Annotated in this window: 31 protein-coding genes; 3 read left to right on the top strand and 28 right to left on the bottom strand. The window is 74.8% G+C overall.

What is annotated here, in order from left to right; translation table 11 throughout:
* Window positions 1–13: 13 nt before the first annotated feature.
* Window positions 14–1,318: a low temperature requirement protein A gene (locus B5D80_RS07585; protein WP_245854317.1), complete on the bottom strand. Its 1,305-nt coding sequence runs from the start codon at window positions 1,316–1,318 to the stop codon at window positions 14–16.
* A gap of 145 nt (window positions 1,319–1,463) precedes the next feature.
* Window positions 1,464–2,924, bottom strand: coding sequence for a MocR-like transcription factor YczR (gene yczR, locus B5D80_RS07580; RefSeq protein WP_088643138.1), 1,461 nt, complete (start codon window positions 2,922–2,924; stop codon window positions 1,464–1,466).
* A 58-nt stretch (window positions 2,925–2,982) separates the two neighbouring features.
* On the opposite strand from yczR, the gene yczE reads away from it, so the two are divergent.
* Window positions 2,983–3,693 (top strand): membrane protein YczE, encoded by a 711-nt coding sequence (gene yczE / locus B5D80_RS07575; RefSeq protein WP_088643067.1) that lies wholly within the window; start codon window positions 2,983–2,985, stop codon window positions 3,691–3,693.
* Between the two features lie 57 nt (window positions 3,694–3,750).
* Entirely contained in the window at window positions 3,751–4,209 is a 459-nt protein-coding gene (locus B5D80_RS07570) for a hypothetical protein (protein WP_088643066.1), read from the top strand.
* A 57-nt stretch (window positions 4,210–4,266) separates the two neighbouring features.
* Here the strand turns inward: B5D80_RS07570 and hisF are convergent, their stop codons facing one another.
* The 12 genes from hisF to hisD form a co-directional block, all read right to left on the bottom strand.
* Complete coding sequence (gene hisF, locus B5D80_RS07565) at window positions 4,267–5,034, bottom strand: imidazole glycerol phosphate synthase subunit HisF (protein WP_088643065.1); 768 nt, start codon at window positions 5,032–5,034, stop codon at window positions 4,267–4,269.
* A 190-nt stretch (window positions 5,035–5,224) separates the two neighbouring features.
* Window positions 5,225–6,223, bottom strand: a complete 999-nt coding sequence (locus tag B5D80_RS07560; RefSeq protein WP_088643064.1) for an NADP-dependent oxidoreductase — start codon at window positions 6,221–6,223, stop codon at window positions 5,225–5,227.
* A gap of 47 nt (window positions 6,224–6,270) precedes the next feature.
* A complete protein-coding gene (locus tag B5D80_RS07555) occupies window positions 6,271–6,702 on the bottom strand; it encodes an organic hydroperoxide resistance protein (RefSeq protein WP_088643137.1) in 432 nt (143 codons plus the stop codon).
* Between the two features lie 5 nt (window positions 6,703–6,707).
* Complete coding sequence (locus B5D80_RS07550; protein WP_088643063.1) at window positions 6,708–7,154, bottom strand: MarR family winged helix-turn-helix transcriptional regulator; 447 nt, start codon at window positions 7,152–7,154, stop codon at window positions 6,708–6,710.
* Between the two features lie 124 nt (window positions 7,155–7,278).
* Window positions 7,279–7,695 (bottom strand): RidA family protein, encoded by a 417-nt coding sequence (locus tag B5D80_RS07545; RefSeq protein WP_088643062.1) that lies wholly within the window; start codon window positions 7,693–7,695, stop codon window positions 7,279–7,281.
* Complete coding sequence (gene priA, locus B5D80_RS07540; protein ID WP_088643061.1) at window positions 7,692–8,420, bottom strand: bifunctional 1-(5-phosphoribosyl)-5-((5-phosphoribosylamino)methylideneamino)imidazole-4-carboxamide isomerase/phosphoribosylanthranilate isomerase PriA; 729 nt, start codon at window positions 8,418–8,420, stop codon at window positions 7,692–7,694. Before priA ends, B5D80_RS07545 begins: the two co-directional genes overlap by 4 nt.
* A 16-nt stretch (window positions 8,421–8,436) precedes the next feature.
* Window positions 8,437–8,760, bottom strand: a complete 324-nt coding sequence (locus B5D80_RS07535; RefSeq protein ID WP_088643060.1) for a hypothetical protein — start codon at window positions 8,758–8,760, stop codon at window positions 8,437–8,439.
* 39 nt (window positions 8,761–8,799) lie between these two features.
* Window positions 8,800–9,441, bottom strand: coding sequence for an imidazole glycerol phosphate synthase subunit HisH (gene hisH, locus B5D80_RS07530; protein WP_088643059.1), 642 nt, complete (start codon window positions 9,439–9,441; stop codon window positions 8,800–8,802).
* Window positions 9,441–9,611, bottom strand: coding sequence for a hypothetical protein (locus tag B5D80_RS33640; protein WP_168222542.1), 171 nt, complete (start codon window positions 9,609–9,611; stop codon window positions 9,441–9,443). The genes hisH and B5D80_RS33640 overlap by 1 nt, the downstream gene beginning before the upstream one ends.
* Window positions 9,612–9,642: 31 nt before the next feature.
* Window positions 9,643–10,254, bottom strand: a complete 612-nt coding sequence (gene hisB, locus B5D80_RS07525; RefSeq protein WP_088643058.1) for an imidazoleglycerol-phosphate dehydratase HisB — start codon at window positions 10,252–10,254, stop codon at window positions 9,643–9,645.
* Window positions 10,251–11,324, bottom strand: coding sequence for a histidinol-phosphate transaminase (locus tag B5D80_RS07520; RefSeq protein ID WP_088643057.1), 1,074 nt, complete (start codon window positions 11,322–11,324; stop codon window positions 10,251–10,253). Before B5D80_RS07520 ends, hisB begins: the two co-directional genes overlap by 4 nt.
* Window positions 11,321–12,643 carry a histidinol dehydrogenase gene (gene hisD / locus B5D80_RS07515; protein WP_088643056.1) on the bottom strand — a complete coding sequence of 441 codons (1,323 nt, stop codon included), beginning with the start codon at window positions 12,641–12,643 and terminating at the stop codon, window positions 11,321–11,323. The genes B5D80_RS07520 and hisD overlap by 4 nt, the downstream gene beginning before the upstream one ends.
* A gap of 106 nt (window positions 12,644–12,749) precedes the next feature.
* Here hisD and B5D80_RS07510 point away from each other — a divergent pair, with 106 nt between their 5' ends.
* Window positions 12,750–13,448, top strand: coding sequence for an LON peptidase substrate-binding domain-containing protein (locus tag B5D80_RS07510; RefSeq protein ID WP_088643055.1), 699 nt, complete (start codon window positions 12,750–12,752; stop codon window positions 13,446–13,448).
* On the opposite strand, the gene B5D80_RS07505 is transcribed toward B5D80_RS07510, so the two are convergent.
* The 14 genes from B5D80_RS07505 to ftsZ form a co-directional block, all read right to left on the bottom strand.
* A complete protein-coding gene (locus B5D80_RS07505) occupies window positions 13,363–14,367 on the bottom strand; it encodes a DUF2567 domain-containing protein (protein WP_088643054.1) in 1,005 nt (334 codons plus the stop codon). The genes B5D80_RS07510 and B5D80_RS07505 overlap by 86 nt on opposite strands.
* Window positions 14,368–14,423: 56 nt before the next feature.
* The gene (locus B5D80_RS07500; protein WP_088643053.1) at window positions 14,424–16,043 is read right to left on the bottom strand and encodes a MinD/ParA family ATP-binding protein; all 1,620 of its coding nucleotides are present in this window, start codon (window positions 16,041–16,043) and stop codon (window positions 14,424–14,426) included.
* A 333-nt stretch (window positions 16,044–16,376) separates the two neighbouring features.
* On the bottom strand, window positions 16,377–17,195 hold the full coding sequence (locus B5D80_RS07495; RefSeq protein WP_211291422.1) for a hypothetical protein: 819 nt from the start codon (window positions 17,193–17,195) through the stop codon (window positions 16,377–16,379).
* 2 nt (window positions 17,196–17,197) lie between these two features.
* The gene (locus B5D80_RS07490; RefSeq protein WP_088643052.1) at window positions 17,198–18,139 is read right to left on the bottom strand and encodes an RluA family pseudouridine synthase; all 942 of its coding nucleotides are present in this window, start codon (window positions 18,137–18,139) and stop codon (window positions 17,198–17,200) included.
* Window positions 18,136–18,786: a signal peptidase II gene (gene lspA, locus B5D80_RS07485; protein ID WP_088643051.1), complete on the bottom strand. Its 651-nt coding sequence runs from the start codon at window positions 18,784–18,786 to the stop codon at window positions 18,136–18,138. Before lspA ends, B5D80_RS07490 begins: the two co-directional genes overlap by 4 nt.
* A 66-nt stretch (window positions 18,787–18,852) precedes the next feature.
* On the bottom strand, window positions 18,853–19,272 hold the full coding sequence (locus B5D80_RS07480; protein ID WP_088643050.1) for a TraR/DksA family transcriptional regulator: 420 nt from the start codon (window positions 19,270–19,272) through the stop codon (window positions 18,853–18,855).
* Between the two features lie 223 nt (window positions 19,273–19,495).
* Complete coding sequence (locus B5D80_RS07475) at window positions 19,496–20,998, bottom strand: potassium/proton antiporter (RefSeq protein WP_088643049.1); 1,503 nt, start codon at window positions 20,996–20,998, stop codon at window positions 19,496–19,498.
* A gap of 22 nt (window positions 20,999–21,020) precedes the next feature.
* Window positions 21,021–21,326: a DUF167 domain-containing protein gene (locus B5D80_RS07470; protein ID WP_088643136.1), complete on the bottom strand. Its 306-nt coding sequence runs from the start codon at window positions 21,324–21,326 to the stop codon at window positions 21,021–21,023.
* Between the two features lie 11 nt (window positions 21,327–21,337).
* Window positions 21,338–22,189, bottom strand: a complete 852-nt coding sequence (locus B5D80_RS35065) for a hypothetical protein (RefSeq protein WP_088643048.1) — start codon at window positions 22,187–22,189, stop codon at window positions 21,338–21,340.
* 71 nt (window positions 22,190–22,260) lie between these two features.
* Window positions 22,261–23,061, bottom strand: a complete 801-nt coding sequence (locus tag B5D80_RS07460) for a DivIVA domain-containing protein (protein ID WP_088643047.1) — start codon at window positions 23,059–23,061, stop codon at window positions 22,261–22,263.
* Between the two features lie 43 nt (window positions 23,062–23,104).
* A complete protein-coding gene (locus tag B5D80_RS07455) occupies window positions 23,105–23,410 on the bottom strand; it encodes a YggT family protein (RefSeq protein ID WP_088643046.1) in 306 nt (101 codons plus the stop codon).
* Between the two features lie 28 nt (window positions 23,411–23,438).
* Complete coding sequence (locus tag B5D80_RS07450; RefSeq protein ID WP_088643045.1) at window positions 23,439–24,146, bottom strand: cell division protein SepF; 708 nt, start codon at window positions 24,144–24,146, stop codon at window positions 23,439–23,441.
* A gap of 189 nt (window positions 24,147–24,335) precedes the next feature.
* Entirely contained in the window at window positions 24,336–25,082 is a 747-nt protein-coding gene (locus B5D80_RS07445; RefSeq protein WP_088643044.1) for a YggS family pyridoxal phosphate-dependent enzyme, read from the bottom strand.
* 106 nt (window positions 25,083–25,188) lie between these two features.
* Window positions 25,189–26,304 (bottom strand): cell division protein FtsZ, encoded by a 1,116-nt coding sequence (gene ftsZ, locus B5D80_RS07440; RefSeq protein ID WP_088643043.1) that lies wholly within the window; start codon window positions 26,302–26,304, stop codon window positions 25,189–25,191.
* Window positions 26,305–26,381: the final 77 nt, after the last annotated feature.

Below are 26,381 nucleotides of genomic sequence, written 5' to 3'. Positions count from 1 at the left end.
GGCCGCCGGCCGGTCACAGGTGCTCGTGACGCCACCGGCTCTGTGCCTCCTCGACGGCTTCCTCCTGTGCCAGGGCCAGCCGGCGCACCCGCCGCCGACGGCGGCCCTGGCTGCGGGTCTGCACCGCGGCAAGCACCACGCAGACCAGCGCCAGCAGGGCCAACGCGCCCACCTCGGGCACCCGGGCCCCGGCCGGGGCGAGCGCCGACAGGGCCAGCACCGCCAGCACCGGCGGCCAGCGCAGCACCCGGCTCGCCCGCAGCTCGCAGGCCACGAGGCTGAGCAGGTAGAGGCCCACCCCGCCCCAGAGCACCAGCACCCAGAAGCCGCCCAGCGGCACCCCCCAGGTCGGGGTGTCCGGGTCGGCCACCTCGGCCAGCAGGTCCTTGAGGCCGAGGGCGAAGAAGATCACCCCGGCGATGATCGGCAGGTGCAGGTAGGTGTAGACGTCGCGGGCCAACCGGGCCCTGCCCACCGGATCGCGGCTGCGGTGCAACGCCTGCTCCAGAGCGAGCGCCAGGGTGTCGAAGTAGGCCCACCACAGCACCGACGCGACGGCGATGCCGAACACCGCGGCGATCACCACCGGCCAGGTCAGCGGCAGGCCGGTGACGAACTTCGGGCCGGCGCCGAGCGCGATGATCGACTCGCCGAGCGCGATCAGCACCATCAGGGCGTGCCGTTCGGCCCAGTGCCCGGCGGAGAGCACCGCCCAGTACGTCCCGCCGAGGCGGATCCCGGCCACGTACTCCAGCAGCAGGGCCAGCGTCCAGAGGGTGAGTTGCAGGACGGTCGCGGTGCCGTCGACGGCGACCCGGTGGGGCAGCAGCGCGGAGGCGACCAGCAGCGCCGTGGCGGCCACCGGCAGCAGCGCGAGCCGGGTCCACTGCCGCCACCGGGCCGGGTCGCCCCGGGCCAGCACGCCGAAGACCCCGAGCTGGCAGGCCCGGACGAGGAAGTAGCAGCCGGCGAAGACCAGCGGTCCGTTCAACCCGCCAGGCTCGTCGACGAACGCCCCCGGCATGCTCAGCGCCAGCAGGAAGGTGGCGGTGACGGTGAGGAAGCCGAGCAGCGGCAGCGGCCCCTGGTCGGCGCGGACCGCGTTGCCCAGCCCCGCGAAACCGGTCCAGCACCACCACAGCAGGCCCAGCACCAGCAGGCAGCGCAGCAGGTTGGCCCCGGTGGGCTCCTGCGAGGTCAGCGCGGTGACGGTGAAGAACGCGAAGACGAAGACCAGGTCGTAGAAGAGTTCCAGCCGGGTGGTCCGGGAGCCGGGCGCACCGGGCCGGATCCCGTGCCACCGTCCCGGGCCACCCACACCGGCAGTGTCCCAGCCGGGGCCGCCCGGTCAGGCCGGTTCGCCCCGACCGGCGACCCGGCCGACCGACGGCGACGGTCGCCCGTCCGGTGTCGCTGCCCCCGGGCGGGACCGTTGCAGCCGGGGACCGTCGCGGGCGTCCGGCTCAGGCGATGACGGCCGGTTCCCGCCAGCGCGGCCGACCCGCGCCCCGGTCGAGGTCGTAGCGGATCGCGGCCAGCCGGCCGACCGCCTCCACCAGGTCGGCGACGGGCAGCGTGAACGGCAGCCGCAGGAACCGTTCCAGGGTGCCGTCCAGGCCGAACCGGGGACCGGGCGCCAGCCGTACGCCGACCTCCTCGGCCGCGCGGGCCAACGCGCTGGAGATCGGGCCGTCCAGCTCGACCCAGAGGGTGACGCCGCCCCGGGGCACGTCGAAGCGCCAGTCCGGCAGCCGTTCGGCGAGCACGGCGAGCAGCGCGTCGCGCTGGGTGACCAGTTGTGCCCGGCGGGCCGCGACGATGGCCGGGGCCTGGGCGAGCAGGTGCACCGCCACCAGTTGGTCGAGCACCGGGCTGGCCATGTCCACCCCGACCCGGGCGGCGGCGAGCCGCTGCACCTGCGGGGCGGAGGCGCGGACCCAACCGATCCGCAGGCCACCCCAGTACGGCTTGCTCATCCCGCCGATGGAGATCACCCGGGAGTGCCTGTCGAACACGGCCATCGGCGGGGGCAGCGGCGTGCCGTCCAGCGGCAGGTCCACGAAGGACTCGTCGACGACCAGGTCGGTGCCGGCGGCGTGGGCGGTGGCGACCAGCCGCTCCCGCAGCTCGGCGGCCATCAGGTGCCCGGTCGGGTTGTGGAACTCGGGGATCAGGTAGGCCAGTTTCGGCCGGGTCTGCCGGACGCTGCCCAGCAGCAGGTCGGCGTCCCATCCGATCCCGTCGACGGCGAGGCCGTGGGTGGTGATCCGGGCCCGCCGGGCGGCCAGCGCGGCGAGCGCGTTCGGATAGGTGGGCGACTCGACCAGGACGTTCCCGCCGGGCACCAGGGCCAGCCGCAGCACCAGGTCCAACGCGTGCTGGGTGCCGCTGGTCACCATGATCTGCTCGGCGCTGGTCGGCAGCCCCCGCTCGGTGTACGCCCGCGCGACCGCCTCGCGCAGCTCGATGATGCCGGTCGGGTGGTAGCCCGCGCCGGACAGGTACCGGGGCAGGTCCTCCACGGCGGCGCGGGCGGCCGGGACCAGTTCGGGCGGGGCGGCCAGCGCGGCCACCCCGAGGTCGATCATGTCGCGGTCGTCCAGCGGGGTCCACAGGCCGGTGCTGGCGACCCGGTGGGTGCCGGGCAGCATGGTCCAGCTTCCCGCGCCGCGCCGGCTGGCCAGGTGGCCGGTCTCCCGCAACTGCCGGTACGCGGCGGTGACCGTGGTACGGCTGATCCGCAGCGCCTCGGCCAGCTCCCGCTCGGCCGGCAGGCGTACCCCCAGGGGGAGCCGACCGTCGGCGAGCAGGCCCCGGACGGCGGCGGCGAGCGCGGCGTAGTCGGGGCTGCGGCGTCGGCCGGGCAGGGCGTGCCACTGCCCGAGCAACCGCGCCAATTGGACCCCTCGCACCTGGCTGGTCACGGCCACCCCTTCGGAATTGGCTCTTCAGTGGGCGATATTGGACCCTAGGGTGGCATGCATGGCTCCGATTGGCAATCTCCGGCACCGGCCCGGCCGCCGGCTCACCCAGCTCTACGCCGGGCTGGTCCTCTACGGGGTCAGCATGGCCATGATGATCCGTTCCGGGCTCGGACTGGACCCGTGGGACGTCTTCCACCAGGGGCTTTCCCGGCAGACCGGCCTGTCGTTCGGCACCGTGACCATCGCGGTAGGCGCGCTGGTGCTGCTGCTCTGGATTCCGCTGCGGCAACGCCCCGGGCTCGGCACGGTGAGCAACGTGGTGGTGATCGGGCTGGTGGTCGACGCCACGGTGGCCCTGCTGCCGGCCGGGTGGCCGCTGCCCGCCCGGATCGCCCTGCTGCTCGGCGGCATCGTCGCCAACGGCGCCGCCACCGGCCTCTACCTCGGCGCGCGGCTCGGCCCCGGCCCCCGCGACGGTCTGATGACCGGGTACGTCGCCCGCCGGCCGGGCCGCTCGGTCCGGCTCGTCCGCACCGTGATCGAGGTCACCGTGCTCGCCCTGGGCTGGCTGCTCGGCGGCACGGTCGGCGTCGGCACCGTCGCGTACGCCCTCGGCATCGGCCCGCTGGCCCAGTTCTTCATCCCCCGGTTCGCCCTGCCCGACCCGCCGGCGACGGCCCCCACCGCCCCGCGAACCGGCTCCCCGGCACCGGTGTCCACCCCGCCGTGCGGCGCTGCGTCCGGGAGTGGCCACGCTGAGCTGCGCTGACAGGACAGGGGGAAAGTAGGTGTTTCCTCAACGGACACCTAAGGGCATCATTCGTGCATGGGGGAGAACGCGTGGCGCTGGACGGACGCCTGGATCTTCGTGTCACTGGTGATCGCCAGCGGGGCCGGACGGCACCGGCGCGCGGCGGATTCCCGCCGCCCGGAAGGGGTACGGCTCACCGACGTGCTGTCCACCGCCGACCACCTCAACCAGGCGATACCCGAACGGCAGGACGTGGAGACAGCGGTCCGGAGGCTGGTCGGCGCGGGGCTGGTCACCGTCTCCGACGGCTGGTTCCGGATCACCCCGGACGGTGAGCAGCTCTGGCGTACCCGGCCCCGCGCCGGGGTGGGTGGCACGGTCGACAGCATGCAGGGGGTGCTCGTCCGGCGGCACACCCCGGGCAGCGCGGACTGGCAACTGGCCGAGGAGGAGCACGCCGCCGCCGTCCAGGAGTACGTGGTGCGGTCGATCCCGGCCCCGCGCCGCTCGCCCGAGGGGCAGAGCGGGCGCTGAGCCGCCCAGCGGACGCGGTCGGCCCGCCCCCGGGGTGGGCCGTCGCGCGGGCTAGGGTCAGCGCACGGGGTGGCCCGCGTCGCGCAGGGCGTCCTTGACCTCGCCCACGGTCAGCTCGCCGAAGTGGAAGACGCTGGCGGCCAGCACCGCGTCGGCGCCCGCCCCGATCGCGGGCGGGAAGTGCGCCACCCGGCCCGCGCCGCCGCTGGCGATCACCGGCACGTCGACCACCGCCCGGACCGCCTCGATCAGGGTCAGGTCGAAACCGGCCTTGGTGCCGTCGGCGTCCATCGAGTTGAGCAGGATCTCCCCCGCGCCCAGCTCGGCCCCGCGCGCCGCCCACTCGACCGCGTCGAGCCCGGTGCCCCGGCGACCACCGTGGGTGGTCACCTCGAAACCGCTGGGGGTGGTGCCGGCGGGTGCCCGCCTCACGTCCAGCGACAGCACCAGCACCTGCCGGCCGAACCGGTCGGCGATCTCGGCGATCAGCTCGGGACGGGCGATGGCGGCGGTGTTCACCCCCACCTTGTCGGCCCCGGCGCGCAGCAGGGTGTCCACGTCGGCGACCTGGCGTACGCCGCCGCCGACGGTGAGCGGGATGAACACCGACTCGGCGGTGCGGCGTACCACGTCGAGCATGGTGCCCCGGTCGCTGGAGGAGGCGGTGACGTCCAGAAAGGTCAACTCGTCCGCGCCGGCCCGGTCGTACGCCGCCGCCAGCTCCACCGGGTCACCGGCGTCGCGCAGGTCGAGGAAGTTGACCCCCTTGACCACCCGACCGGCGTCCACGTCCAGACACGGGATCACCCGCACCGCCACCGTCATGCCCCGAGCCTATCCAACGCCCCCGCCCCGCCACCCCACCCCGCCCCACCGACCCCACCCCGCCGACCCCGCCACCGCACCGGTGATCAAGAGGTTTGCGTCAGTTCGATCTCAAAGGGTGACGCAAACCTCTTGATCACCACGGGCGGGCAGGGGCGCGGCGGGGTGGGGCGGGCGGGCAGGAGGGGGGTCAGAGGCGGACGAGCATTTTGCCGAGGTTCTCGCCGCGCAGCAGGCCGAGGAACGCCTCGGGGGCGTTCTCGATGCCGTCGACGATCGTCTCGTCGTAGGAGAGCTTCCCCTCGCGCAGCCAGCCGGCGACCTCGGTGACGAACTGCTCGCGCAGGCCGCCGTGGTCGCCGACCAGGAAACCGCGCAGGGTGAGCCGCTTGCCGATGACCAGCGCCAGGTTGCGCGGCGCGGCCGGCGGCTCGGCCGCGTTGTACTGCGCGATCATCCCGCAGATGGCGGCCCGGCCGTGCAGGTTCATCGCGCCGATCGCCGCCTCCAGGTGCTCGCCGCCCACGTTGTCGAAGTAGACGTCGATCCCGTCCGGGGCGGCGGCCTTCAGCGCGTCGCGGACCGGACCGTCGTGGTAGTCGAAGGCGGCGTCGAAGCCGAGCTCCGTCAACCGGGCCACCTTGGCCGGCGAGCCGGCGCTGCCGACCACCCGGCCGGCGCCCCGCAGCTTGGCGATCTGGCCGACCATGCTGCCCACCGCGCCGGCCGCGCCGGAGACGAACACCGTCTCCCCCGGTCGCATCGCCGCCACGTCGAGCAGCCCGGCGTACGCGGTCAGCCCGGTCATCCCGAGCACGCTCAGGTAGGCGGTGACCGGGGCGAGGTCGGGGTCGACCCGGCGGGCGGAGCCGGCGTCGAGCAGCGCGTACTCCCGCCAGCCGAGCCCGTGCAGCACGGTGTCGCCGACGTCGATCCCGGCACCGCCGCCGGCCACCACCTCGCCGACCGCGCCACCGTCGAGCGGCGCGTCGAGGGCGAACGGCGGCACGTAGGACTTCACGTCGTTCATCCGGCCGCGCATGTACGGGTCGACCGAGATGAACCGGTTGCGGACCACGATCTGCCCCGGCCCCGGGGTGGGCACCTCGGTCTCGACGAGGCGGAAGTTGTCGGCGGTCGGCCAGCCCTGCGGGCGGGAGGCCAGGTGGATCTCACGGTTGCTGCTCATACGGTGTCGTCCTCTCGTACCCGATGGTGATGGCCCTGGCGCGGCGGTCAGGCCGCGGCGGCCTCGCGCACGGTGAGGGTCACCTCGATGTTGCCCCGGGTGGCGTTGGAGTAGGGGCAGACCTGGTGGGCGGCCTCGACGAGCTGCTGGGCGGCGGTGCGCTCGACGGCCGGCAGGTCCACCACCAGGGTGACGGCCAGGCCGAAGCCGCCGCTGCCGTTCGCGCCGATGCCGACCTCGGCCTCGACGACCGAGCCGGTGACGTCGGCCTTGCTGCGGCGGGCCACCGTGCGCAGCGCGGAGTGGAAGCAGGCCGCGTAGCCGGCGGCGAAGAGCTGCTCCGGGTTGGCCGCGCCGCCCGCGCCGCCCATCTCCTTCGGGATGGCCAGGTCCAGGTCGACGGTGGCGTCGGAGGTGCGGACGTGGCCGTTGCGGCCGTCGCCGGTGGCCGTCGCGGAGGCGGTGTAGAGCACCTGCATGGGGATCACTGCTCCTTCTGTCGGTGGATCGTCTCGGTGACCCGGGTGAGGGTGTCGCGCAACGCGACCAGTTCGGTCTCGTCGAGGCCGGTGGAACAGGCCACCCGCAGCGGCACGTCGGTCATCCGCTGGCGCAGGGCCGCGCCGTCGGCGGTCAGCCCCACCTCCACCCGCCGCTCGTCGAGCGCGGAGCGGGTGCGGACCACCAGGCCCGCCGCCGCCAGCCGCTTGAGCAGCGGGGAGAGGGTGCCGGAGTCGAGCCGGAGCGCGGCACCCAGCTCGGAGACCGTGGGCGGGTCGTCGCCGCGCTCCCAGAGCACCAGCAGCACCAGGTACTGCGGGTAGGTGAGCCCGAACTCGTCGAGGAGGGGCCGGTACACGTCGGTGAGCGCCCGGGACGCCGCGTAGAGCGCGAAGCAGACCTGGTCGCGCAACACCAGATGGTCACTCACCCGGAAAACGTAGCCCGCAATTCAATTGCGCACAACTTATCCGGGCCGGGAGTGACAGCCGTCTCCCGGCCCGACCGACCTACCGGGCCGGCGGACCGGATCGGGCCGGCCCGGCCGGGCCGGATCAGGACGGCGGGAGGTGCGCCTCCAACTCGATCTCGACCAGATGGTCCGGATCGAGCAGACCGGCCACGACGACCATCGTGGCGGCCGGCCGGACCGCGCCGAAGACCGCCTGGTGCGCCCGGCCCACCTCGTCGACGAAGAGCCGGTCGGTCACGTACATCCGGGTCCGCACCACGTCGGTCGGGCCCGCGCCCACCTCGGCCAGCGCGGACAGGCCGATCCGCAACGCCTGGGCGGTCTGCGCCGCCGCGTCACCGACGTGCGTCACCACCCCGTCGACAGTCGACGTGCAGCCCGACGTCCAGGCCGAGCGGCCGGCCCGGACCACCCGGGAGTAGCCGTACCGGGCCTCCCACGGGCCGCCCGAGCCGAGCCGGGTGACGGTCCCGTCGTCCGGGTCCGCCGCGTCGGTCACCCCGCGGCCCGCAGCGTCGCCAACGCCTCGGCCACCGTGAACGCGCCCGCGTACAGCGCCTTGCCGGCGATCACACCCTCCACGCCGGCCTCCTCCAGGGTCGCCAGGGCCCGCAGGTCCTCCAGGGTCGACACGCCACCCGAGGCGATCACCGGGGCGTCGGTACGGGCACAGACCTCCCGCAGCAGGTCCAGGTTCGGCCCGCGCATCGTGCCGTCCTTGGTGATGTCGGTCACCACGTACCGGGACGCGCCGGCGGCGTCCAGCCGGGCCAGCACCTCCCACAGGTCACCGCCGTCGCGGGTCCAGCCCCGCGCCGAGAGGGTACGACCCCGCACGTCCAGGCCGATCGCCACCCGGTCGCCGTACTCGGCGCAGATCCGGTCGCACCACTGCGGGTCCTCCAACGCGGCGGTGCCGATGTTCACCCGAGCCGCCCCGGTGCCCAGCGCGGCGCGCAGCGACGCGTCGTCGCGGATGCCACCGGAGAGTTCCACCCGCACGTCCAGTTTGCCGACCACCTCGGCCAGCAGGGCGGCGTTGGAGCCCCGGCCGAACGCGGCGTCCAGGTCGACCAGGTGGATCCACTCCGCGCCGTCGTTCTGCCAGGCCAACGCCGCGTCGAGCGGGTCGCCGTAGGCGGTCTCGCTGCCGGCGGCGCCCTGCACCAGCCGGACGGCCTGGCCGTCGGCGACGTCCACGGCGGGCAACAGGGTCAGGCTCACGTTTCCTACTCCTCGTTCAGATCCGACGGTCCAGGGCGATCACCACGATCGCCGGCAGGACCAGAAGCAACAGCACGACCAGCACCACCCGCAGCGCGAGATCGTCGACGAACACCCAGATCAGCGCCAGCGCCGCCGCGGTCAACCCGATGATGGCGGCCCGCTCGCCCCGGGTACGCCGGGCCAGCCGGCCCGTCCGGCCCCGCCGCCACTGCGGGGTGACCCGGCGGACCAGGGCGCGCCGGCGACGACGCCGGGCCAGCCGACGTTCCCGCACCACCCGCTCGCGGGCGGCCTGCACCTCCCGGGCGGCCCGCCGCCGGGCCCGCTCCTTGCTCACCGCGCACCCGGCCCGCGCCGGCCGGCCCCGCCCCGGCGCTCAGTCAACCGTGGCCAGCCAGTTGCGCAGCAGCACCGCACCGGTCTCGGCCGACTTCTCCGGGTGGAACTGGGCCGCCGACAGCGGACCCCACTCCACCGCCGCGACGAACTCCGTGCCGTGGTGGGCGGTGGTGACCGTGACGCCCGCCTCGCGCAACGACACCTGGTCGAGCACCCCGTAGGAGTGCACGAAGTAGAACCGGCTGTCGGCGGGCAGCCCGGCGAACAGCACCGACCCGGCCGGCGGGGTCACCGTGTTCCAGCCCATGTGCGGCAGCCGGTCGGCGGGCAGCCGGGTCACCCCGCCCGGCAGCAGCCCCAGCCCCTTGGTCACCACGCCGTGCTCGTCACCGTGGGCGAAGAGCACCTGCATGCCGACGCAGATGCCGAGCACCGGACGGCCGGCGGCTACCCGTTCGGCGATCACCGGGCCGGCACCCGACGCCTCGATCCCGGCCATGCAGGCCGCGTACGCCCCGACACCCGGTACCACCAGGCCGTCGGCTCCGGCGGCGGCGGCCAGGTCGGCGGTGACCGTAACGTCCGCCCCGGCGTGGGCCAGCGCCCGCTGCGCCGAACGCAGGTTGCCCGAGCCGTAGTCGAGCACCACGATCCGCTTGCCGGTGCCGTGCGCGCCCATCAGCCCTCCCCGGGTAGCAGCCAGAGCACCCCGCCGACGGTGGCCAGCACGGCGAGCAGCCCGGTGACCACGATCGCACCGCGCGGCGCGTCCTGCCGGTACAACGACCAGGCCCCACCGACCAGGATGCCGGCGAGGATCAGCAGCAGGGTCGGCAGCACCGGGCCCATCAGCGCCGCCCTCCGGTCCCGACCGGGCCGCTCACAGCGCGCCCTTGGTGCTGGGCACCACACCGGCGGTGCGCGGGTCGAGCGCGGTGGCCTCCCGCAGCGCCCGGGAGACCGCCTTGAACTGGGCCTCCACCACGTGGTGCGCGTCCGGGTGGCCACCGGGCCGGGCCGCCCGCAGCACGTCCACGTGCAGGGTGACCCGGGCCGCCTGGCCGAAGGACTCCCAGATGTGCCGGGTCATGCTGGTCGGGTAGACCGGCCCGATGTACGGCGACAGCGCCGGCTCGTCGTGCACCACGTACGGGCGGCCGGACAGGTCGACGGCGGCCCGGACGAGCACCTCGTCCATCGGGACGGTCGCCGAGCCGTACCGCCGGATGCCGGCCTTGTCCCCCAGCGCCTGGTCGAACGCGGCGCCCAGGGCCAGCGCGGTGTCCTCCATCGTGTGGTGGGCGTCGATCTCCAGGTCGCCGACGGTGCGCACGGTCAGGTCGAAGCCGCCGTGCCGGGCGATCTGGTGGAGCATGTGGTCGTAGAAGCCGACCCCGGTGCTGATCTCGGCCCGGCCGGTGCCGTCGAGGTCGATCTCGACGAGGACCTTGGTCTCCTTGGTGATCCGCTCCACCCGGGCGGTGCGACTCATGACAGTTTCTCCATCGCGGTGAGGAAGGCGTCGGTCTCGGCGGGGGTGCCGGCGGTGACCCGCAGCCAGCCGGGCAGACCCACGTCGCGCACCAGCACCCCGGCGTCGAGCAGGGTCCGCCAGGCCGCCGACTGGTCGTCGCCGACGGCGAACAGCACGAAGTTGGCGTCGCTGTCGGCCACCCGGTGCCCCCGGGCCCGCAGGGTCGTCACGATCCGGTCCCGCTGCTCCTTGATCGCGTCGACGGTGCCCAGCAGGACGTCGCGGTGGGCCAGCGCCGCGCGGGCGGCGGCCTGGGTGAGCGCCGAGAGGTGGTACGGCAGCCGGACGAGCTGCACCGCCGCCACCACCGCCGGGTCGGCGACCAGGTAGCCCAGCCGGCCACCGGCGAACCCGAACGCCTTGCTCATCGTCCGGGTCACCACCAGCCGCGGGTGCCCGGAGAGCAGGCTCAGGGCGCTGGCCGTGCCGGGCCGGGCGAACTCGGCGTACGCCTCGTCGAGGACCACCATGCCGGGGGCGACGTCGAGCACGGCGGCGACCACCGCCGGGTCGAGCGCGGTGCCGGTCGGGTTGTTCGGCGAACAGAGGAAGACCACGTCGGGGCGGTGCGCCCGGACCTGCGCGACCGCCTCGTCGGCGGTCAGCCCGAAGTCCACCCCCCGCTGCACCGGCACCCACCGGGTGCCGGTGCCCAGGGACAGCAACGGATGCATCGAGTACGCCGGCACGAAGCCCAACGCGCTGCGCCCCGGCCCGCCGAACGCCTGGAGCAGCTGCTGCTGGATCTCGTTGGAGCCGTTGGCCGCCCAGACCTGCTCGGCGGTGATCCCGTGCCCGAGGTAGCCGGCCAGGTCGGCGCGCAGCGCCACCGCCTCCCGGTCCGGGTAGCGGTTGAGGTCGCGCAGCTCGGCGGCGAGCGCCTTGCCGATCGCCTCCACCACCGGCTCGGGCACGGCGTAGGAGTTCTCGTTGGTGTTCAACCGGACCGCCACGTCGAGCTGCGGCGCCCCGTACGGCGAGCGGCCCCGCAGGTCGTCGCGGATCGGCAGGTCGTCCAGGGTGGTCACGACGCCTCCCCGGCGAACCGCACCGCGACCGCCTGCCCGTGCGCCGGCAGGTCCTCCACGGTGGCCAGGGTCACCACGTGCGGCGCGACGTCGCGCAGCGCCTCGCGGGTGTACTCCACCAGGTGCACCCCGCGCAGGAAGGACTGCACGGACAGCCCCGACGAGTGCCTGGCGCAACCCCCGGTGGGCAGCACGTGGTTGGAGCCGGCGCAGTAGTCGCCGAGCGACACCGGCGCCCACGGCCCGACGAAGATCGCGCCGGCGTTGCGGACCCGCAGCGCCCAGTCGCGGGCGTCGCGGGTCTGGATCTCCAGGTGCTCGGCGGCGTACGCGTCGACCACCCGCAGCCCGTCGGCCAGGTCGTCGACCAGCACGACGCCGCTCTGCTCCCCGCCGAGCGCGGTGCCGACCCGCTCGGCGTGCTTGGTCGCCGGCACCTGCCGGGCCAACTCCCGGTCGACCGCGTCGGCCAGCTCGACCGACGGGGTGACCAGCACGCTGGCCGCCAGCGGGTCGTGCTCGGCCTGGCTGATCAGGTCGGCGGCGACGTGCGTCGGGTCGGCGGTGTCGTCGGCCAGCACGGCGATCTCGGTCGGGCCGGCCTCGGCGTCGATGCCGACCACGCCGCGCAGCAGCCGCTTGGCGGCGGTCACCCAGATGTTGCCCGGCCCGGTGATCATGTCGACCGGCGCGCAGCGCCGGGTGCCCTCGGCGTCGACGGTCGACCCGTACGCCAGCATGGCGACCGCCTGGGCGCCGCCGACGGCGTACACCTCGTCGACGCCGAGCAGCGCGCAGGCGGCGAGGACCCGGGCGTCGGGCAGGCCGCCGTTGTCCTGCTGGGGCGGGCTGGCCACCACCAGCGAGCGGACCCCGGCCGCCTGGGCCGGCACCACGTTCATCACCACGGTCGACGGGTACATCGCCAGCCCGCCGGGGACGTAGAGGCCGACCCGGTCGACCGGCACCCAGCGCTCGGTGACCGTGCCGCCCGGCACGACCTGGGTGGTGTGGTCGGTGCGCCGCTGGTCGTCGTGCACCCGGCGGGCGCGGGCGATCGACTCCAGCAGGGCGGCCCGCACGTCGGGGTCGAGCACCCCCTCGGCCGCGGCGATCGCCTCGGCCGGGACCCGCAGCACCGGCGGGCAGACGCCGTCGAACCGTTCGCTGGCCTCCCGGATCGCCGGGTACCCATGGTCCCGGACCGCCTCGACGAGCGGGCGGATCCGCTCGACCGCCACGGAGACGTCGAGCTGGGCACGGGGCAGCAGGCGACGCGGGTCGGAAACCCCGCCGCGCAGGTCGATCCGTTTCAACACGCCCCCGAGTCTAGGCGGCGGCCCGGGGGGCGACCCGCGCCGCCCGTACCGCGGGACGGTGAGCCGGGACACGCCGACCGCGCCGGATCGGGCTACGCTCGGACGCGTGACCGCACGGCTGCCGGTGTTTCCCCTCGCAACGGTGCTCTTCCCGGGTCTGGTGCTGCCGTTGCACATCTTCGAGGAGCGGTACCGCCACCTGGTGCGGGACCTGGTCGGGCAGCCCGAGGGGGTGCCCCGCGAGTTCGGCGTGGTGGCCATCCGCTCCGGCTGGGAGGTCGCCCCGGGCGCGGGCCGGGCCGCCCCGGGCGGCGGCGAGGTGACCCTGCACGAGGTGGGCTGCACCGCCGAGCTGCGTCAGGTCACCGAGCTGGACGACGGCGGCTTCGACATCGTCACGGTGGGTCGGCGGCGGTTCCGGGTCGCCGGGGTCGACCGGGAGGCCGCCCCCTACCTCACCGCCGACGTCGAGTGGCTGCCCGAGCCGGCCGGCCCGGACGAGGCCGCCGAGCTGCTGGCGGCCCGGGTGATCGCGGTGTTCCGGCAGTACCTGGGCCTGATCCGGGACGACCCGCAGGAGCTGTCCGAGCAGCTACCGGAGGACCCGACGGTGCTGTCGCACCTGGTGGCGGCCACCGCCGTGCTGACCCTGGCCGACCGGCAACGGCTGCTCGCCATCGACGACACCGCCGCCCGGCTCCGCGCCGAGCTGCGGCTGCTCAACCGCGAGTCGGCCCTGCTGCGCCAGGTGCGGGCGGTTCCGGTGCCGCTGTCGGAGCTGGCGTCCCCGCCGGCCCCCAACTGACCCCGCCGGCCGGGCCGACGGCGTCCGGCGCACCGACCGCACCGGGCGCACCCAGCGCGTCCGGCCAGCCGGGCCCGCCGGGCTCCGGTTCCGGGCGCAGCGACGGCCACCGCGACCAGCCGGCCAGCAGGGTGTACGTGACGGCCGCGGCGAACGCGGCCAGCAGCAGGTTGCCGTACGGCACGGGCAGCACGCCGAAGAGCCGGTCGATGCCCCCGGCCCGCAGGTCGGCCGGCTTGCCGAAGGACGTGCCGGCCGGGGCGGTGTCGAGCAGCCGCTGGTAGCCGTCCAGCCCGATCCGGCGGCCCACCTGCCAGGCGACCAGGGCCGCGCCGAGCGCGCCGACGGTCAGCGCGACCAGGTTCACCGGGCCCCGGCGGCGGCGCAGCAGCGTCCACACCGCGATCGCGGCGAGCACCCCGAACCCGATCCCGAGCAGGCTGAACCAGCCGTCGGCGGCGATCGGCTGCTCCGGCTGGGGTTGGGCGTAGACGGCGCCCTCGGCGGTCTTGAGCACCGGGGTGTCCGGAGCCAGCGCGGCCCAGAGCAGCCCCAGCGGCGCTCCCAGCGCGGTCAGGCCCAGCACGAGGCCGGCCGCCACCGCCCGGGTGTGCCGGGGCCGCTGCTCCCCCGGCTGCGCCGGCCAGCCGGACGGCGGCCACGGCAGGTACGACCCGCCCCGGTCGTGGCCGGGCCCGGCCGGTTCGGGTTCGGCCGCGGCGTGGCCGGGCGCGGTCGGGGCGTGTCCGGGCGGGGGCGGGGCGTGTCCGGGCGGGGGCGGGGCGTACCCGGGCCCGGCCGATGGCCCGTCGGCAGGTGGCCCGTCGGCCGGTGTCCCGGTCGGGACGGCGTGCGGGGTGGGCGCGGCACCCGCCGGGGTGTCGGCGGGGCGGTGCGGATCGGGGGTGTCCGGGCTCACCCGATGATCCTCTCAGGCGGGGCGGTACGGCGGGGCGGCGGAGCCCGTACCACCCCTCACCGGGCGAACGGTTCCAGCATCACCGAGGCGGCCCGCAGCCACGCGGCCCGGGTCTCCGCCTGGAGCTGGTGGTACTCGATCGACGAGCCGGTCTCCAGCACCGGGTCGTACGGCACGACGGCGACGGCCCGGGTCCGGGTGGCGAAGTGCCGCTCAAGGTCGTCCTGGAGCGTCGACCGGCCGGGGGTCGGGCAGGAGATCAGGGTGACCGCGTTGTCGGCCAGCTCGCCCATGCCCTCCTCGTGCAGCAGGTCGAGCATCCAGTCGGCGCTGAACGCGGCGTCCTCGCGGGGCACGGTGGTCACCACGAGCTGGTCGGCGGCGTGCATGACGGTCCGCCAGTTGGGGCTCTCCACGTTGTTGCCGGTGTCCACGCAGACCACGTCGTGGGTGCGGCGCAGCAGCTCCAGCACCCGCTTGACGGTGAACTGGTCGAGCCGCTGGGCGAAGCGAGGGCTCTCCTCCCCGGCCAGCACGTCGTACGAGCCGTCGGAGGCGTGCCGCAGGTAGTCGTCGAGGGATTCCAGCAGCTCCGCGCCGTCCCGGATCTCGATGTGCGCCAGGTCGCTGATCAGGTGCCGGATCGTCCGGGCGTGCCGGGCGCTGCCGGCGCGCAGGCCGAGGGTGCCGCGCAGCTCGTTGTCGTCCCAGGCGAGCACGCCCCGGCCGCGGACGCTGCCGACGGTGGCGGCGGCGAGCACCGTGGCGGTGGTCTTGTGCACCCCGCCCTTGGGGTTGGCGAACGCGAGCACCCGGGGGGTGCCGAGGTCGCGGCGGAGGATGCCGGCGGCCCGTTCCTGCTCGTCCTGGGGGCCCTGCTGACGCCACTCGATGCGGGCCGGCTCGATCCGGGCCGGGTAGCCCCGGTCGGCGGTCACCGCCGGCGGGTACGCCGCCGGCTCGGGCTGGTACGCCGGCTCGGGCTGGTAGGTCGGCTCCGCCTGGTACGTCGGCTCGGGCTGGTAGACCGGCTCCGGCTGGTACGTAGGCGTCGCCGGGTAGCCGGGCTCGGGGTACGCCGCCGGCTCGGGGTAGGCGGGTTGCGGCGGCTGGTACGTCGGCTCCGGGGGCGCGTAGCCGGGCGTGCGGTAGCCGTTGTCGAGCAGCGCGTACCGGGACTCGGGGGGCGGCGGCTCGGCCCGGTAGCCGTTGTCCAGCAGCGCGTAGCGGGACGGGACGACCGGCGGCTCCGGCGGCCGGGCCGGCTCCGGCAGGTATCCGGGGTCGGCCGGGTAGCCGCCGGGGGCGCGGTGGCCGGGATCGGCCGGATAGCCCTGGCCTGCCCGGTAACCCTGGTCGACCGGATAGCCCGGGTCGGCCCGGAGGCCCGGGTCCACCCGGTAGCCGGCAGCGGCGCGGTAGCCCGGATCGGGTCCGTAGCCGGGATCGGGTCCGTAGCCCGGCTCGGGCGGTGGCGGCACGGCGGCCGATCCGCGGCCGGACCAGCCACCACCGGGTGGCCGGCCGGGCAGCGGCTCCCGGGGCGGGTCCTCGCCACGACGGTCCGGCTCCGCCGGTTCGGCGGCGCGTCCCCCGAGGCGGGCGCGCTCGAAGAGCGTCCGCCATCGCGGTGCCGGTTCGGCCGACCGGCCCCAGCCGGTCTCGGTGCCGTCCAAGGCTCGCCCTCCCGCGCCGTCGATCTCCGCCTGACAGGCTACGAACGAAACCCTATTCGGACCACACCGGTCTGCACACATCTCCCGGGGACAATACTTACCGCGATCGGAGGGGCGACGCACCGCGACGGGAGTCCGGGGAGGTGGGGGCGGGGGTCGGCACCGACCGGCCGGACCCGATCCCGGTCGGCGACGGTGCCGGGGCGATCACACCGGGTGCTCCTTCCGACGAATCGCCCATCCCGCGCCCGCCGCCGGGACCCGCCACCGGACGTCCGGGCCGGTCGACGGGACGTCCACCCGCTCCGGCGGGACGTCCCGGCCGGGAGCGGGTCAGCCGGGTGGGGTGGCGGTGTCGGCGGGGGGCCGGGCCACGTCCCGCTGCTCCGGCAGCGGCGGCAGGAACACCGTGCGGTCCAGCCGGGTCACCTCCGGGGCCGGGTCGACCGCGCGGACCCCGTCCCGCCCGGCCGTGGCTCGCAGGGCGGCCGGCTCGGCCCGGACCACCGCCGCGTAGACGCAGGCGCACGCCGACCGGTAGCCGGCCGCCTCCCGCGCCGCGACCTGCGCCCCGGTCTCGTACCCCCGGCGGGTCGCCGGGTCGGTGCCGGCGGCGGCCCGGGTGCGCTGGTCGGCGGCCTCCCGGTCCTTGCGGTCGGCGAGGCCGGCCATGCCGGCGGTGACGTCCTGCGGCAGCCGCTGCGCCGGCAGCCGGACCACCTCGGTCTGCCGGTCGGGCAGCGGCACCCGCACCACCACCGCCGTGACCTCGACGCCGGCCAGCAGCGCCGGAAGCTCGCCCGGCGCGACGTACCTGTCGAAACTCACCAGCGCGTACGCCCCGGCGGTCAGCGCGGCGAGTTCGGCCCGGCTGGCGGTGGCGTAGCCGGGCAGCGAGTCCCCGGGCAGCACCCCGACCCGGGTCACCTGCCCGACCGTGCGGTCACCGACGGGTGCCGGCCGGCGGGCCGACCAGCCGGCGGCGAGCAGCACCGCGCCGACGGCGAACACCGCCGTGGTGACCAGCCACCGGGCCGGCCGGGACGCCCCGACGGCCGGGTCGCCGGTCGCCCGGTCGCCGGTCGCCTGGTCGCCGGTGGCCGGGGCGTCGTCGCCGCCCGGCCCGGGACCGTCCGGCGGATCGTGCCGCACGGTCAGTCGCGCAGGATCGTCAGCGCGCGGGCCAGGTCGTCCGGGTACTCGCTGACGAAGGTCACGTCGTCGCCGGTGCGCGGGTGGGCGAAGGTCAGCGACCTGGCGTGCAGCCACTGCCGGCGCAGTTCGAGCCGGGCCGACAGGGTCGGGTCGGCGCCGTAGGTGAGGTCGCCCACGCAGGGGTGCCGCAGGGTCGAGAAGTGCACCCGGATCTGGTGGGTACGCCCCGTCTCCAGCCGGACGTCGAGCAGGCTGGCCGCCGGGAACGCCTCGATCGTGTCGTAGTGGGTGACGCTCGGCTTGCCGTCGGAGACCACCGCCCAGCGGTAGTCGTGGTGCGGGTGCCTGTCGATCGGGGCGTCGATGGTGCCGCGCGACGGGTCGGGGTGCCCCTGGACCACCGCGTGGTAGCGCTTCTCCACCTCGCGGTACTTGAACGCCCGCTTGAGCGCGGTGTACGCCTGCTCGCTCTTGGCCACCGCCATGATCCCGGTGGTGCCCACGTCGAGGCGGTGCACCACGCCCTGCCGCTCGGCGGCCCCGCTGGTGGAGATCCGGTGCCCGATCGCGGCCAGGCCGCCGATGACGGTCGGGCCGGTCCAGCCGGGGCTGGGGTGGGCGGCCACCCCGACCGGCTTGTCCACCACGACGATGTCGTCGTCGGCGTAGACCACGGTCAGCCCGGGGACCGCCTGCGGGACCACGGTCGGCGGCGCGACCGGGGCGGGCAGCGTCACCTCCAGCCAGGAGCCGGCCCTGACCTTGTGCGAGTTCTGCCGGGCCGCGCCGTCGACCAGCGCGTCCCCGGCGTCGACCAGCGCGGCGGCGGCGGTGCGGGAGAGCCCGAACAGCCGGGACACCGCCTGGTCGAGCCGCATGCCGTCGAGGCCGTCCGGGACGGGCAGGGACCGGTGGTCGCCACCGGTGGCGGTGGAGGTCATGCCCGCTCCCGGGGTTCGGCGTCGGTCGGCGTGGTCTCGGCGGGCACCGGCCCGGTGGACGGCCCGGCCGCCGCCGGGGCGGGGTCGCCCTTGCCCCCGATCCGCCGCCCGTCGCGCTGCCGACCGGTCAGTTCCAGCAGCACGGCCAGCAGCACCCCGGCGACCAGGCAACTGTCGGCCAGGTTGAACACCGGCCAGACCTGGCCGTACGGGTCGAAGAGGCTGACCATGTCCACCACGTGCCCGACGAAGTGGCCGGGCGCGCGGAAGATCCGGTCGGTGAGGTTGCCCAGCGCCCCGCCCAGCACCAGCCCCAGGGACACCGCCCAGGGCAGCGAGCGCAGCCGCAGCGCCATCCAGGTGATCCAGCCGACCACCCCGATGGTGATCAGCGGGAACACCCAGGTGTGGTCGGCACCGATGCTCCACGCCGCGCCGCTGTTGCGGGTCAGGGTGAGGTAGACCGCCCCGCCCAGCAGGCGGACCGGCGCACGGTCGTCGAGCAGTTGCAGGGCGAGGTGCTTGGTGAGCAGATCCGTCAGCAGCGCGGTCAACGCGATGCCGACGAGGAGCACGACCGCCCTGCGGCGGGGCGTACGGCCGGCCGGCTCGGTGGTGCCGGGTCCGGCGGTCGGTGCTGTGGTCATCGACTCCCCATCGACTGTCCCGACGGCGCAGGTCCGCCGTCTCGCGAGGTCACCGGGGAGCGGACGTCAGCGCCGTTCCTCCAGCTGCTTGCAGGTCACGCAGAGGGTCGCCGACGGGAAGGCCGCGAGCCGCTCCACCGGGATCGGGTTCCCGCACCGCTCGCACCATCCGTAGCCGCCCTCGTCGAGCCGCTCCAGGGCACGCTCGACCTGGGTGATCCGTTCCCGGATGCTGTTGGCGAGGGAGATCTCCTGCTCGCGTTCGAACGTCTTGGTGCCGGTGTCGGCCTGGTCGTCCCCGGCCGAGTCGGTCAGCCGGTCGCGCTGCAGCTCGGTGATCTCGCTCAGCGTCTGATCGTACTCGGCGCGCAGCTCGTCGCGTCGGGCCGCCAGGGCCGCCCGGATCTTCTCGGTCTCCGCCGTGCTGCGGGTGGCCTTCGCCGTCGGTTTGCGACCGGCGGTCCTGGTGTCGGCTGGCTTCGCCATCGTCAGCTCCCTCAGCCGCGGGACGCGGCGCTCGGCGGTGCCCGGACAGGGTCCGCCGACGTGGCGTCCCCGGGTAACAAAACGGGCGCACGGCAACGGTGGCCGCGCACTCCGGAGGTTGGCAAGAATACGGAACGTACAGGCGTCCGACAACGTGCCGCACTGTCGTACCGCTATTCAGCCCCTAATAACCGCTAATTGGGGCAAAACGAAGACTAGCAGATCAGCCGTCCCGATCCTCGCCGTACTCGCCGAACCACCGGGCCAGGCGACCCCGTCGGCTGATCGCCCGCAGCCGCCGCTCCGCCTCGTCCCGCACCCCGGCGGTCGCCACGATCAACATGCTGTCCCCGGTCTTGAGCCGGGTGTCCGCGCCCGGCACGAACCCCACCCCGTCGCGCAGCACCAGGGTCACCGACGCGCCCACCGGCAACCGCAACTCGTCCACGTGCACCCCGGCCAGCCGGGACCCCGCCGGCACCTCCAACTGGAGCAGGTCCGCCCGCATCCGCTCCAGCGGGGCGGTCTCCACCCGGATCTCGGCCGGCTCGGCCGGGGCGGTCACCCGCAACCGGCGGGCGGCCGGCGCGAGCGTGCCCGCCTGGAGCACCGTGAAGATCACCACCAGGACGAAGACCGCGTCGAACAGCCGGTCCGCCCCGGGCACCCGGGCCGACAACGGGATGGTGGCCAGCACGATCGGCACCGCGCCACGCAGCCCCGCCCAGGACAGGAAGAGCTGTTCGCGCAGGCCCACCCGGAACGGCAACGCCGACACCAGCACCGACAGCGGCCGGGCCAGCAGCAGCAGGGCCAGCCCGGTGACCACCGCCGGCACCAGCGCGATGTGCAGCCGCTCCGGCGTGGCCAACAGCCCGAGCAGCACGAACAACCCGATCTGGGCCAGCCAGGCCAACCCGTCGGCGAACCCCAGGATGGCCTGCCGGTGCGGCAGCCGGGCGTTGCCGAGCAGCACCCCGGCCACGTAGACGGCGAGGAACCCGGAGGCGTGCAGCACCGCACCGGCGGCGTACGCCAGCACGGTGAACCCGACGGCGGCGATCGGGTACAGGCCGGACGAGGGCAGCGCCGCCCGGCGCAGCGCGAACCGGCCGGCCAGCCCGGTGGCCAACCCCACCGCCGCACCCACCCCCAGCTCGTAGCCGACCAGGAAGACCTCGAACCACCACGGGTGCTCCACCGGCCCGGTGCGCGACAACAACACCACCAGGATCACCACCGGGGCGTCGTTCATGCCCGACTCGGCCTCCAGGGCGGCCACCAGCCGGGGCGGCAGCCGCAACCGGCGCAGCGTCGCGAAGACCGCCGCCGCGTCGGTGGAGGAGAGCACCGCGCCGTAGAGCAGCGCCAACCGCCAGTCCAGCCCGAGCAGCAGGTGCACCACCAGGCCGACGACGACGATGCTGACCAGCACCCCGACGGTGGACAGCGCGCCGGCCAGCCCGAGCACCGGGCGCAGGGTGCTCCACCGGGCGGTGAGCCCACCCTCGGCGATGATCACGATCAGCGCGCAGAACCCCAGCACCCGGGTCAGCTCGGCGTCGTCGAACCGGATGCCCAGCCCGGCCTCGCCGATCGCCACCCCGAGCGCGAGATAGACCAGCAGACTCGGCACACCCAGCCGGGTGGAGAACCGCACCGCGCCGATCGCCACCAGCAGCACGGCCGCCCCGAGGAGCAGGGCCAGATCCAGTCCCGGCGTCACGGGCGCCCCACCCGGGGCGTCGTCACCCGGCCGATCCGTCGCGCAGCCGCCGCAGCAGCCCGGTGACCTCCGGCGTCGCCCCGTCCACCAGGAAGAGCTTGTCCCGGCTGGCCGCGCCGGTGCGCAGCGCCACCGCCGCCGGGCGGACCCCGAGCGCCCCGGCCAACGCCCGGCGGGCCGCCTCGGTGGCCCGGCCGTCCACGGCCGGCGCGGTCACGGCGATCACCAGGGCGGGACCGTGCGGGCCGGCGAAGCAGCCGCCGACCCGGGGGCGGGACGCGCCGGGCTTGACCCGTACCGCGACGGTCACCGTGTCGTCAGTGGGCATCGACACCGGCCTCAGCGGGGGTAGGTGTCGGCGAGCAGGGCGGTGTCCGGGTTGCACAGACCGCACGGGGTGAACCCGAGGGAGACCGCCTCGTGCACCGGCAGCGGCTCGTGGTCCCGTTCGATCAGGTGGGCGCAGGAGAGCAGGTGGTAGCGGGGGTGCCCGTCGACCACCCGCACCTCGGCGTCGAGCTGGGCGACCCGGGCGGCGTCGGCGGGAGGCACCCGCTGGGCGGGCGGGTCCCACGGTGACGCGGCGTCGTCCGAGTGCTCCCAGGGCGGCGCGAGATCGTCCCCGGCCGCCCAGGCCGGGTCGTCCGGGTCGGGCCGGGCGGGGTCGATGGCCGGGTCCCAACGGGGGTCGTCCGGGTCGGGCCGGGCGGGATCGGTGGCCGGGTCGGGGGTGCGGTCGGTCGCCGGGTCGGCGCGGCCGGCGGTCGTCCGGTCCGGCGCGGCGGACACGAGGACGGGCTCCCAGGGTGCCTCCGCGTCGGGCTCCCAGGCACCGGCGTCGGGGCGGGTGGACACGTCGACGGGGTCGCCGGCCACCGGCGCGCCGGGTGGTTGCCGCCACCCGGCGTCACCGGTGCCGAACGTACTCGCGGGGTACGTCGTCGGTTCGTCCGACGGCGTGGTCACGGCCGGCGGCATGGTCGGGCGGGACTCCGTCGCGTCCCGACCCCGCGTCTTCTCCGCCGCCCTCGCCCGGGTGACGGCTGCCTGGCGGGCACCGGCCACCAACGCGACGGCGGCCAGCAGACTGGCCGCGATGGAACTGGTCAACAACGTGCTGGAGCCGTCGACGAGACCGAACGCCAGCAGGACGACCGCGACGAGGATGAGCAGCAGACTGGCGACTAGCACAGCTCACCCCCGCCGCGTCGTGGGTCGTCGGCTGGGTCGGCGACCGTCGGGGGACGGCCGCCGACCGTGGATCAGCGACCTGCTTCGAGGGCGCCGGAGCGACCGCCGCCGTACGAGCCGGCGAGGCCGGCCGCGGCGAGGCCGTTGCCACCGACGGCACGGGTGCCCTCGGCGCGGGTCATCTCGGCCTCGAGGCCCTGGCCGCGACCGTCGAGGTCCCGCAGCTGGCTCTCCAGGTACGCCTTGAGCCGGGTGCGGTACTCGCGCTCGAACTGCTTGAGCTCCTCGATGTGCTTCTGCAGGGCGGTCCGCTTGGCGTCCAGGCCACCCATGGCCTCCTGGTGCCGCTGACGGGCGTCACGCTCCAGCGCGTCGGCCTTGGCCCGCGCCTCGCGGGTGACCTCCTCGGCCTTGGAGCGCGCCTCGGAGAGCAGCTGGTCGGCCTCCCGACGGGCGTCGGAGACGTGGTCGTCGGCGGTGCGCTGGGCCATCATCAGCACCCGCAGCGCCTGCTGCTCGCCGTCGCCGCCGACGGCCGGGCCACCGGTGGTGCGGACCTGCTCCAGCTCGGCCTGCATGGCGCGGGCGGCCTGCTCGGCGGCGGCCTTGTCGCGCTGCACCCGGTCGAGCTGGGCCTTGACGTCGTTGAGCTCCGCCGCCAGCCGGGCATCGCCACCGGGGCCGGCAGGGGCCCCGCCACGACCGCCGCGCTCCACCTGGGCGCGCAGCTCGTTGTTCTCCTCGATCAGACGGGCAAGCTCACGCTCGACCTCGTCCAGGAAGGCGTCGACCTCCTCCTCGTCGTACCCCCGCTTGCCGATCGGCGGCTTTTTGAAGGCGACGTTGTGCACGTCGGCCGGTGTCAGCGGCATCGAAACTCCTCGGGTCAGTTGCGGCCGCGAAAGCGCGCGCTGGTCAGGAGAAGTTCCTGATCAGCGGATCTAACACAAACCTCATCAGCACGAACAGGATAACCAGGAGCACAAGGGAGGCCAGGTCGATGCTCACGGTACCAATTCGCAGTGGGGGGATCACCCGCCTCAACGCCTTGAGAGGCGGATCAGTGACGCTCCACACGGACTCGAGTCCGGCGGACGCGCCACGCCCCGGTTGCCACCGACGACCGTACTGGAGGACGGCACCGAGAACGAATCGGGCCAGCAGCACGATAAGGAAGACGTACAAGATCAGGTAGAGCAGTTGGAACATGATCGACAACACGGCAGCGACGTCCCTCGGTCGGGTGGACTTAGCTCAGGGAGAAAAAGCCGCCCTCAGCGATCTTGGCTTTGTCCTCCGCGGTGACCTGGACGTTGGCCGGTGAGAGCAGGAACACCCGGTTGGTCACGCGCTCGATCGTACCGCGCAGCCCGAACGCCAGCCCGGCGGCGAAGTCCACCAGCCGGCGGGCGTCGGCCTCGTCCATCTCGGTGAGGTTGATGATCACCGGTACGCCGTCGCGGAAGTGCTCGCCGATGGTCCGCGCCTCGCGGTAGGTGGTCGGGTGCAGGGTGGTGATCTGGTAGCGCTGCTCCTCCTCGGCCACCACCGGCCGCTCCCGGGGCGACGCCTGCGGCGCCAGCGCGAGATTGTCCCGGGTGTGGTAGCTCAGCGCGCCCGAGGTGTCCGCGCCACCGGACCGGGTGATCGACCGGACGCTGGCCCGCTCCGGACGCTCCGGGCGCTCGGCGCGCTCCGGACGCTCGTCGTCGGCCCGGTCGGCCTCGGCCAGCCGGGCCGACCGCTCGGTCAGCCGGCCCCGGTCACCGAGGCGCGGACGCGGCGCCGGCGGCTCCTCCGCGTCGTCCTCGTCGTCGTCGGCGAACTCCTCGGCGTACCGGCTCGACCGGTACCGCGACTCGCGGTAGCCGGGCTTGTCGTAGCCCTCGTCGTAGCCCCGCTCGTCGTCCTCCTCGACGAGACCGAGCCAGACCCCCGCCTTGCGCAGTGCACCCATCCCGCGCCCTTCCGTCCGCCGTGCGGCACGCACCCCCGTGCCGTGTCGCCATGATCGCGAGTGGATCCATGCCCACCGGATCAGAGCGGCAATCCCCGACGTGCGATTCGCGGCTCGCCCGTCGTGGCCCCCGACCGGGGGCGCCACCCCTGAACAACACTGATGTAATTTGCTTCTACCGCGGTCAGGCTACCGCAGCGTGGAACGCATTCCGAGCAACGCGCTGCCGACGCGGACATGTGTCGCGCCGTACCCGATGGCCGCTTCCAGGTCGCCGCTCATCCCGGCGGAGAGCACGGTGGCCGTCGGATACCCGACCCGGAACTCCGCCGCCACCTCGGCCAGCCGCGCGAACGCCCGCTCCGGCTCCCAGCCCAGCGGCGCCACCGCCATCAGCCCGGCCAGCCGCAGCGCCTCCGCGCCGGCCAGTGCCTCGGCCACCGGGCCGAGCCCCCGCTCGGGGTCGGCCGCGCCCGGCAGGGCACCGCCACGCGCCGGGTCACCGTCCAGGCTGACCTGCACCAGCGTCGTCAACGGACGGTCCCGTCCGGACTCGGCGGCGGTGCCCAGCGCACGGGCCAACCGGACACTGTCCACCGAGTGCACCACGTCGGCGTAGCGCACCACCGAGCGGGCCTTGTTGCGTTGCAACTGGCCGATGAAGTGCCAGCGGACGGCCGCGCCGGCCGCCGCCACCTCGGCCGCCTTCGGTGCGGCCTCCTGGTCCCGGTTCTCCCCCAGGTCGGTGACCCCGAGCCCGGCCAGCGCGACCGCGTCGCCGGCCGGGTACGTCTTGGTCACCGCGATCATCGTCACCCCGGACGGGTCCCGGCCGGCGGCGGCGCAGGCGTCGGCGATCCGGGCCCGCACCGCGGCCAGCCCGGCCGCGAGCGCGGCGCGCCGGTCGGCACCCACCGGATCGGGCGCGGCGGTCATCGGCCGGGCCGTCCGGTCGGCGACGCGGTGGCACGACCCACCGGGGACCCGCCCGACGGGGGCGGGGTGGCGTGGCCGCCGGCGTGGTTGTCCGTCATCGGCGGGATCAGGAACCGTTCTTGAGGAAGTCGGGCACGTCGACGTCGTCGAAGAGCACCCGGCGCGGCGACTGCTGCGGCGGCGGCATGACGGCCGGCGCGGTGACCGCCGGGGCCTGCGGCGTGGGCTGGTTCTGGTTGCTCTTGCGCGGCGACTCGGACGCCTTGTACGCGGGCGTGCCCCCGTCGAAGCCGGCGGCGATCACGGTGACCCGCACCTCGTCGCCGAGCGCGTCGTCGATGACCGCGCCGAAGATGATGTTGGCGTCCGGGTGGGCCGCGTCGGTGACCAGCTGCGCGGCGTCGTTGATCTCGAACAGACCCAGGTCGGAGCCGCCGGCGATGGACAGCAGCACCCCCCGCGCGCCGTCCATGCTCTGCTCCAGCAGCGGGCTGGAGATGGCCGCCTCGGCCGCCTCGACCGCCCGGTTCTCGCCGCGGGCGCTGCCGATGCCCATCAGCGCGCTGCCCGCCCCGCTCATCACGCTCTTGACGTCGGCGAAGTCCAGGTTGATCAGACCGGGCGTGGTGATCAGGTCGGTGATGCCCTGGACACCGGAGAGCAGCACCTGGTCGGCGGTGCGGAAGGCGTCCATCATGCTGATCCCGCGGTCGCCCAGCGCGAGCAGCCGGTCGTTCGGGATGACGATCAGCGTGTCGCACTGGTTGCGCAGTTCGTCTATCCCCGCCTCGGCCTGCACCTGGCGGCGCTTGCCCTCGAAGGAGAACGGCCGGGTCACCACGCCGATGGTCAGCGCGCCGAGCTTGCGGGCGATGTTGGCCACCACCGGAGCGCCGCCGGTGCCCGTGCCGCCGCCCTCGCCGCAGGTGACGAAGACCATGTCGGCGCCCTTGAGCACCTCCTCGATCTCGTCGCGGTGGTCCTCGGCGGCGTTCTTGCCGACGTCGGGGTTGGCGCCCGCGCCGAGCCCCCGGGTCAGCTCCCGGCCGACGTCGAGCTTGACGTCGGCGTCACTCATCAACAACGCCTGCGCGTCGGTGTTGATCGCGATGAACTCGACGCCCTTGAGCCCAACCTCGATCATGCGGTTGACGGCGTTGACGCCGCCGCCGCCGATGCCGACGACCTTGATGACCGCCAGGTAGTTGTGCGGAGGTGTCATCTCCGGTCCTTTCCCTTCGAGATTGGCTCGCAGCGCCCCGGTACGGCGTGGCCCAGACCGGTGGTCGACGAGCTGTC

Origin of the sequence: Micromonospora wenchangensis (assembly GCF_002210435.1) — a bacterium.
GTDB classification, from domain to species: Bacteria; Actinomycetota; Actinomycetes; order Mycobacteriales; family Micromonosporaceae; genus Micromonospora; species Micromonospora wenchangensis.
The sequence above is the reverse complement of the archived record's forward strand: the minus strand, read 5'-3'. Positions and strand labels throughout refer to the sequence as shown.

Bases quoted from the DNA above. Each gene is read 5' to 3' on its own strand.
- yczE (WP_088643067.1), top strand. From the start codon at position 2,983: ATGGCTCCGATTGGCAATCTCCGGCACCGGCCCGGCCGCCGGCTCACC.
- B5D80_RS07570 (WP_088643066.1), top strand. From the start codon at position 3,751: ATGGGGGAGAACGCGTGGCGCTGGACGGACGCCTGGATCTTCGTGTCA.
- hisF (WP_088643065.1), bottom strand. From the start codon at position 5,034: ATGACGGTGGCGGTGCGGGTGATCCCGTGTCTGGACGTGGACGCCGGT.
- B5D80_RS07560 (WP_088643064.1), bottom strand. From the start codon at position 6,223: ATGAGCAGCAACCGTGAGATCCACCTGGCCTCCCGCCCGCAGGGCTGG.
- B5D80_RS07555 (WP_088643137.1), bottom strand. From the start codon at position 6,702: ATGCAGGTGCTCTACACCGCCTCCGCGACGGCCACCGGCGACGGCCGC.
- hisH (WP_088643059.1), bottom strand. From the start codon at position 9,441: ATGGGCGCGCACGGCACCGGCAAGCGGATCGTGGTGCTCGACTACGGC.
- B5D80_RS33640 (WP_168222542.1), bottom strand. From the start codon at position 9,611: ATGGGCCCGGTGCTGCCGACCCTGCTGCTGATCCTCGCCGGCATCCTG.
- hisB (WP_088643058.1), bottom strand. From the start codon at position 10,254: ATGAGTCGCACCGCCCGGGTGGAGCGGATCACCAAGGAGACCAAGGTC.
- B5D80_RS07490 (WP_088643052.1), bottom strand. From the start codon at position 18,139: ATGACCTCCACCGCCACCGGTGGCGACCACCGGTCCCTGCCCGTCCCG.
- lspA (WP_088643051.1), bottom strand. From the start codon at position 18,786: ATGACCACAGCACCGACCGCCGGACCCGGCACCACCGAGCCGGCCGGC.
- B5D80_RS07480 (WP_088643050.1), bottom strand. From the start codon at position 19,272: ATGGCGAAGCCAGCCGACACCAGGACCGCCGGTCGCAAACCGACGGCG.
- B5D80_RS07470 (WP_088643136.1), bottom strand. From the start codon at position 21,326: ATGCCCACTGACGACACGGTGACCGTCGCGGTACGGGTCAAGCCCGGC.
- B5D80_RS07460 (WP_088643047.1), bottom strand. From the start codon at position 23,061: ATGCCGCTGACACCGGCCGACGTGCACAACGTCGCCTTCAAAAAGCCG.
- B5D80_RS07450 (WP_088643045.1), bottom strand. From the start codon at position 24,146: ATGGGTGCACTGCGCAAGGCGGGGGTCTGGCTCGGTCTCGTCGAGGAG.
- B5D80_RS07445 (WP_088643044.1), bottom strand. From the start codon at position 25,082: ATGACCGCCGCGCCCGATCCGGTGGGTGCCGACCGGCGCGCCGCGCTC.
- ftsZ (WP_088643043.1), bottom strand. From the start codon at position 26,304: ATGACACCTCCGCACAACTACCTGGCGGTCATCAAGGTCGTCGGCATC.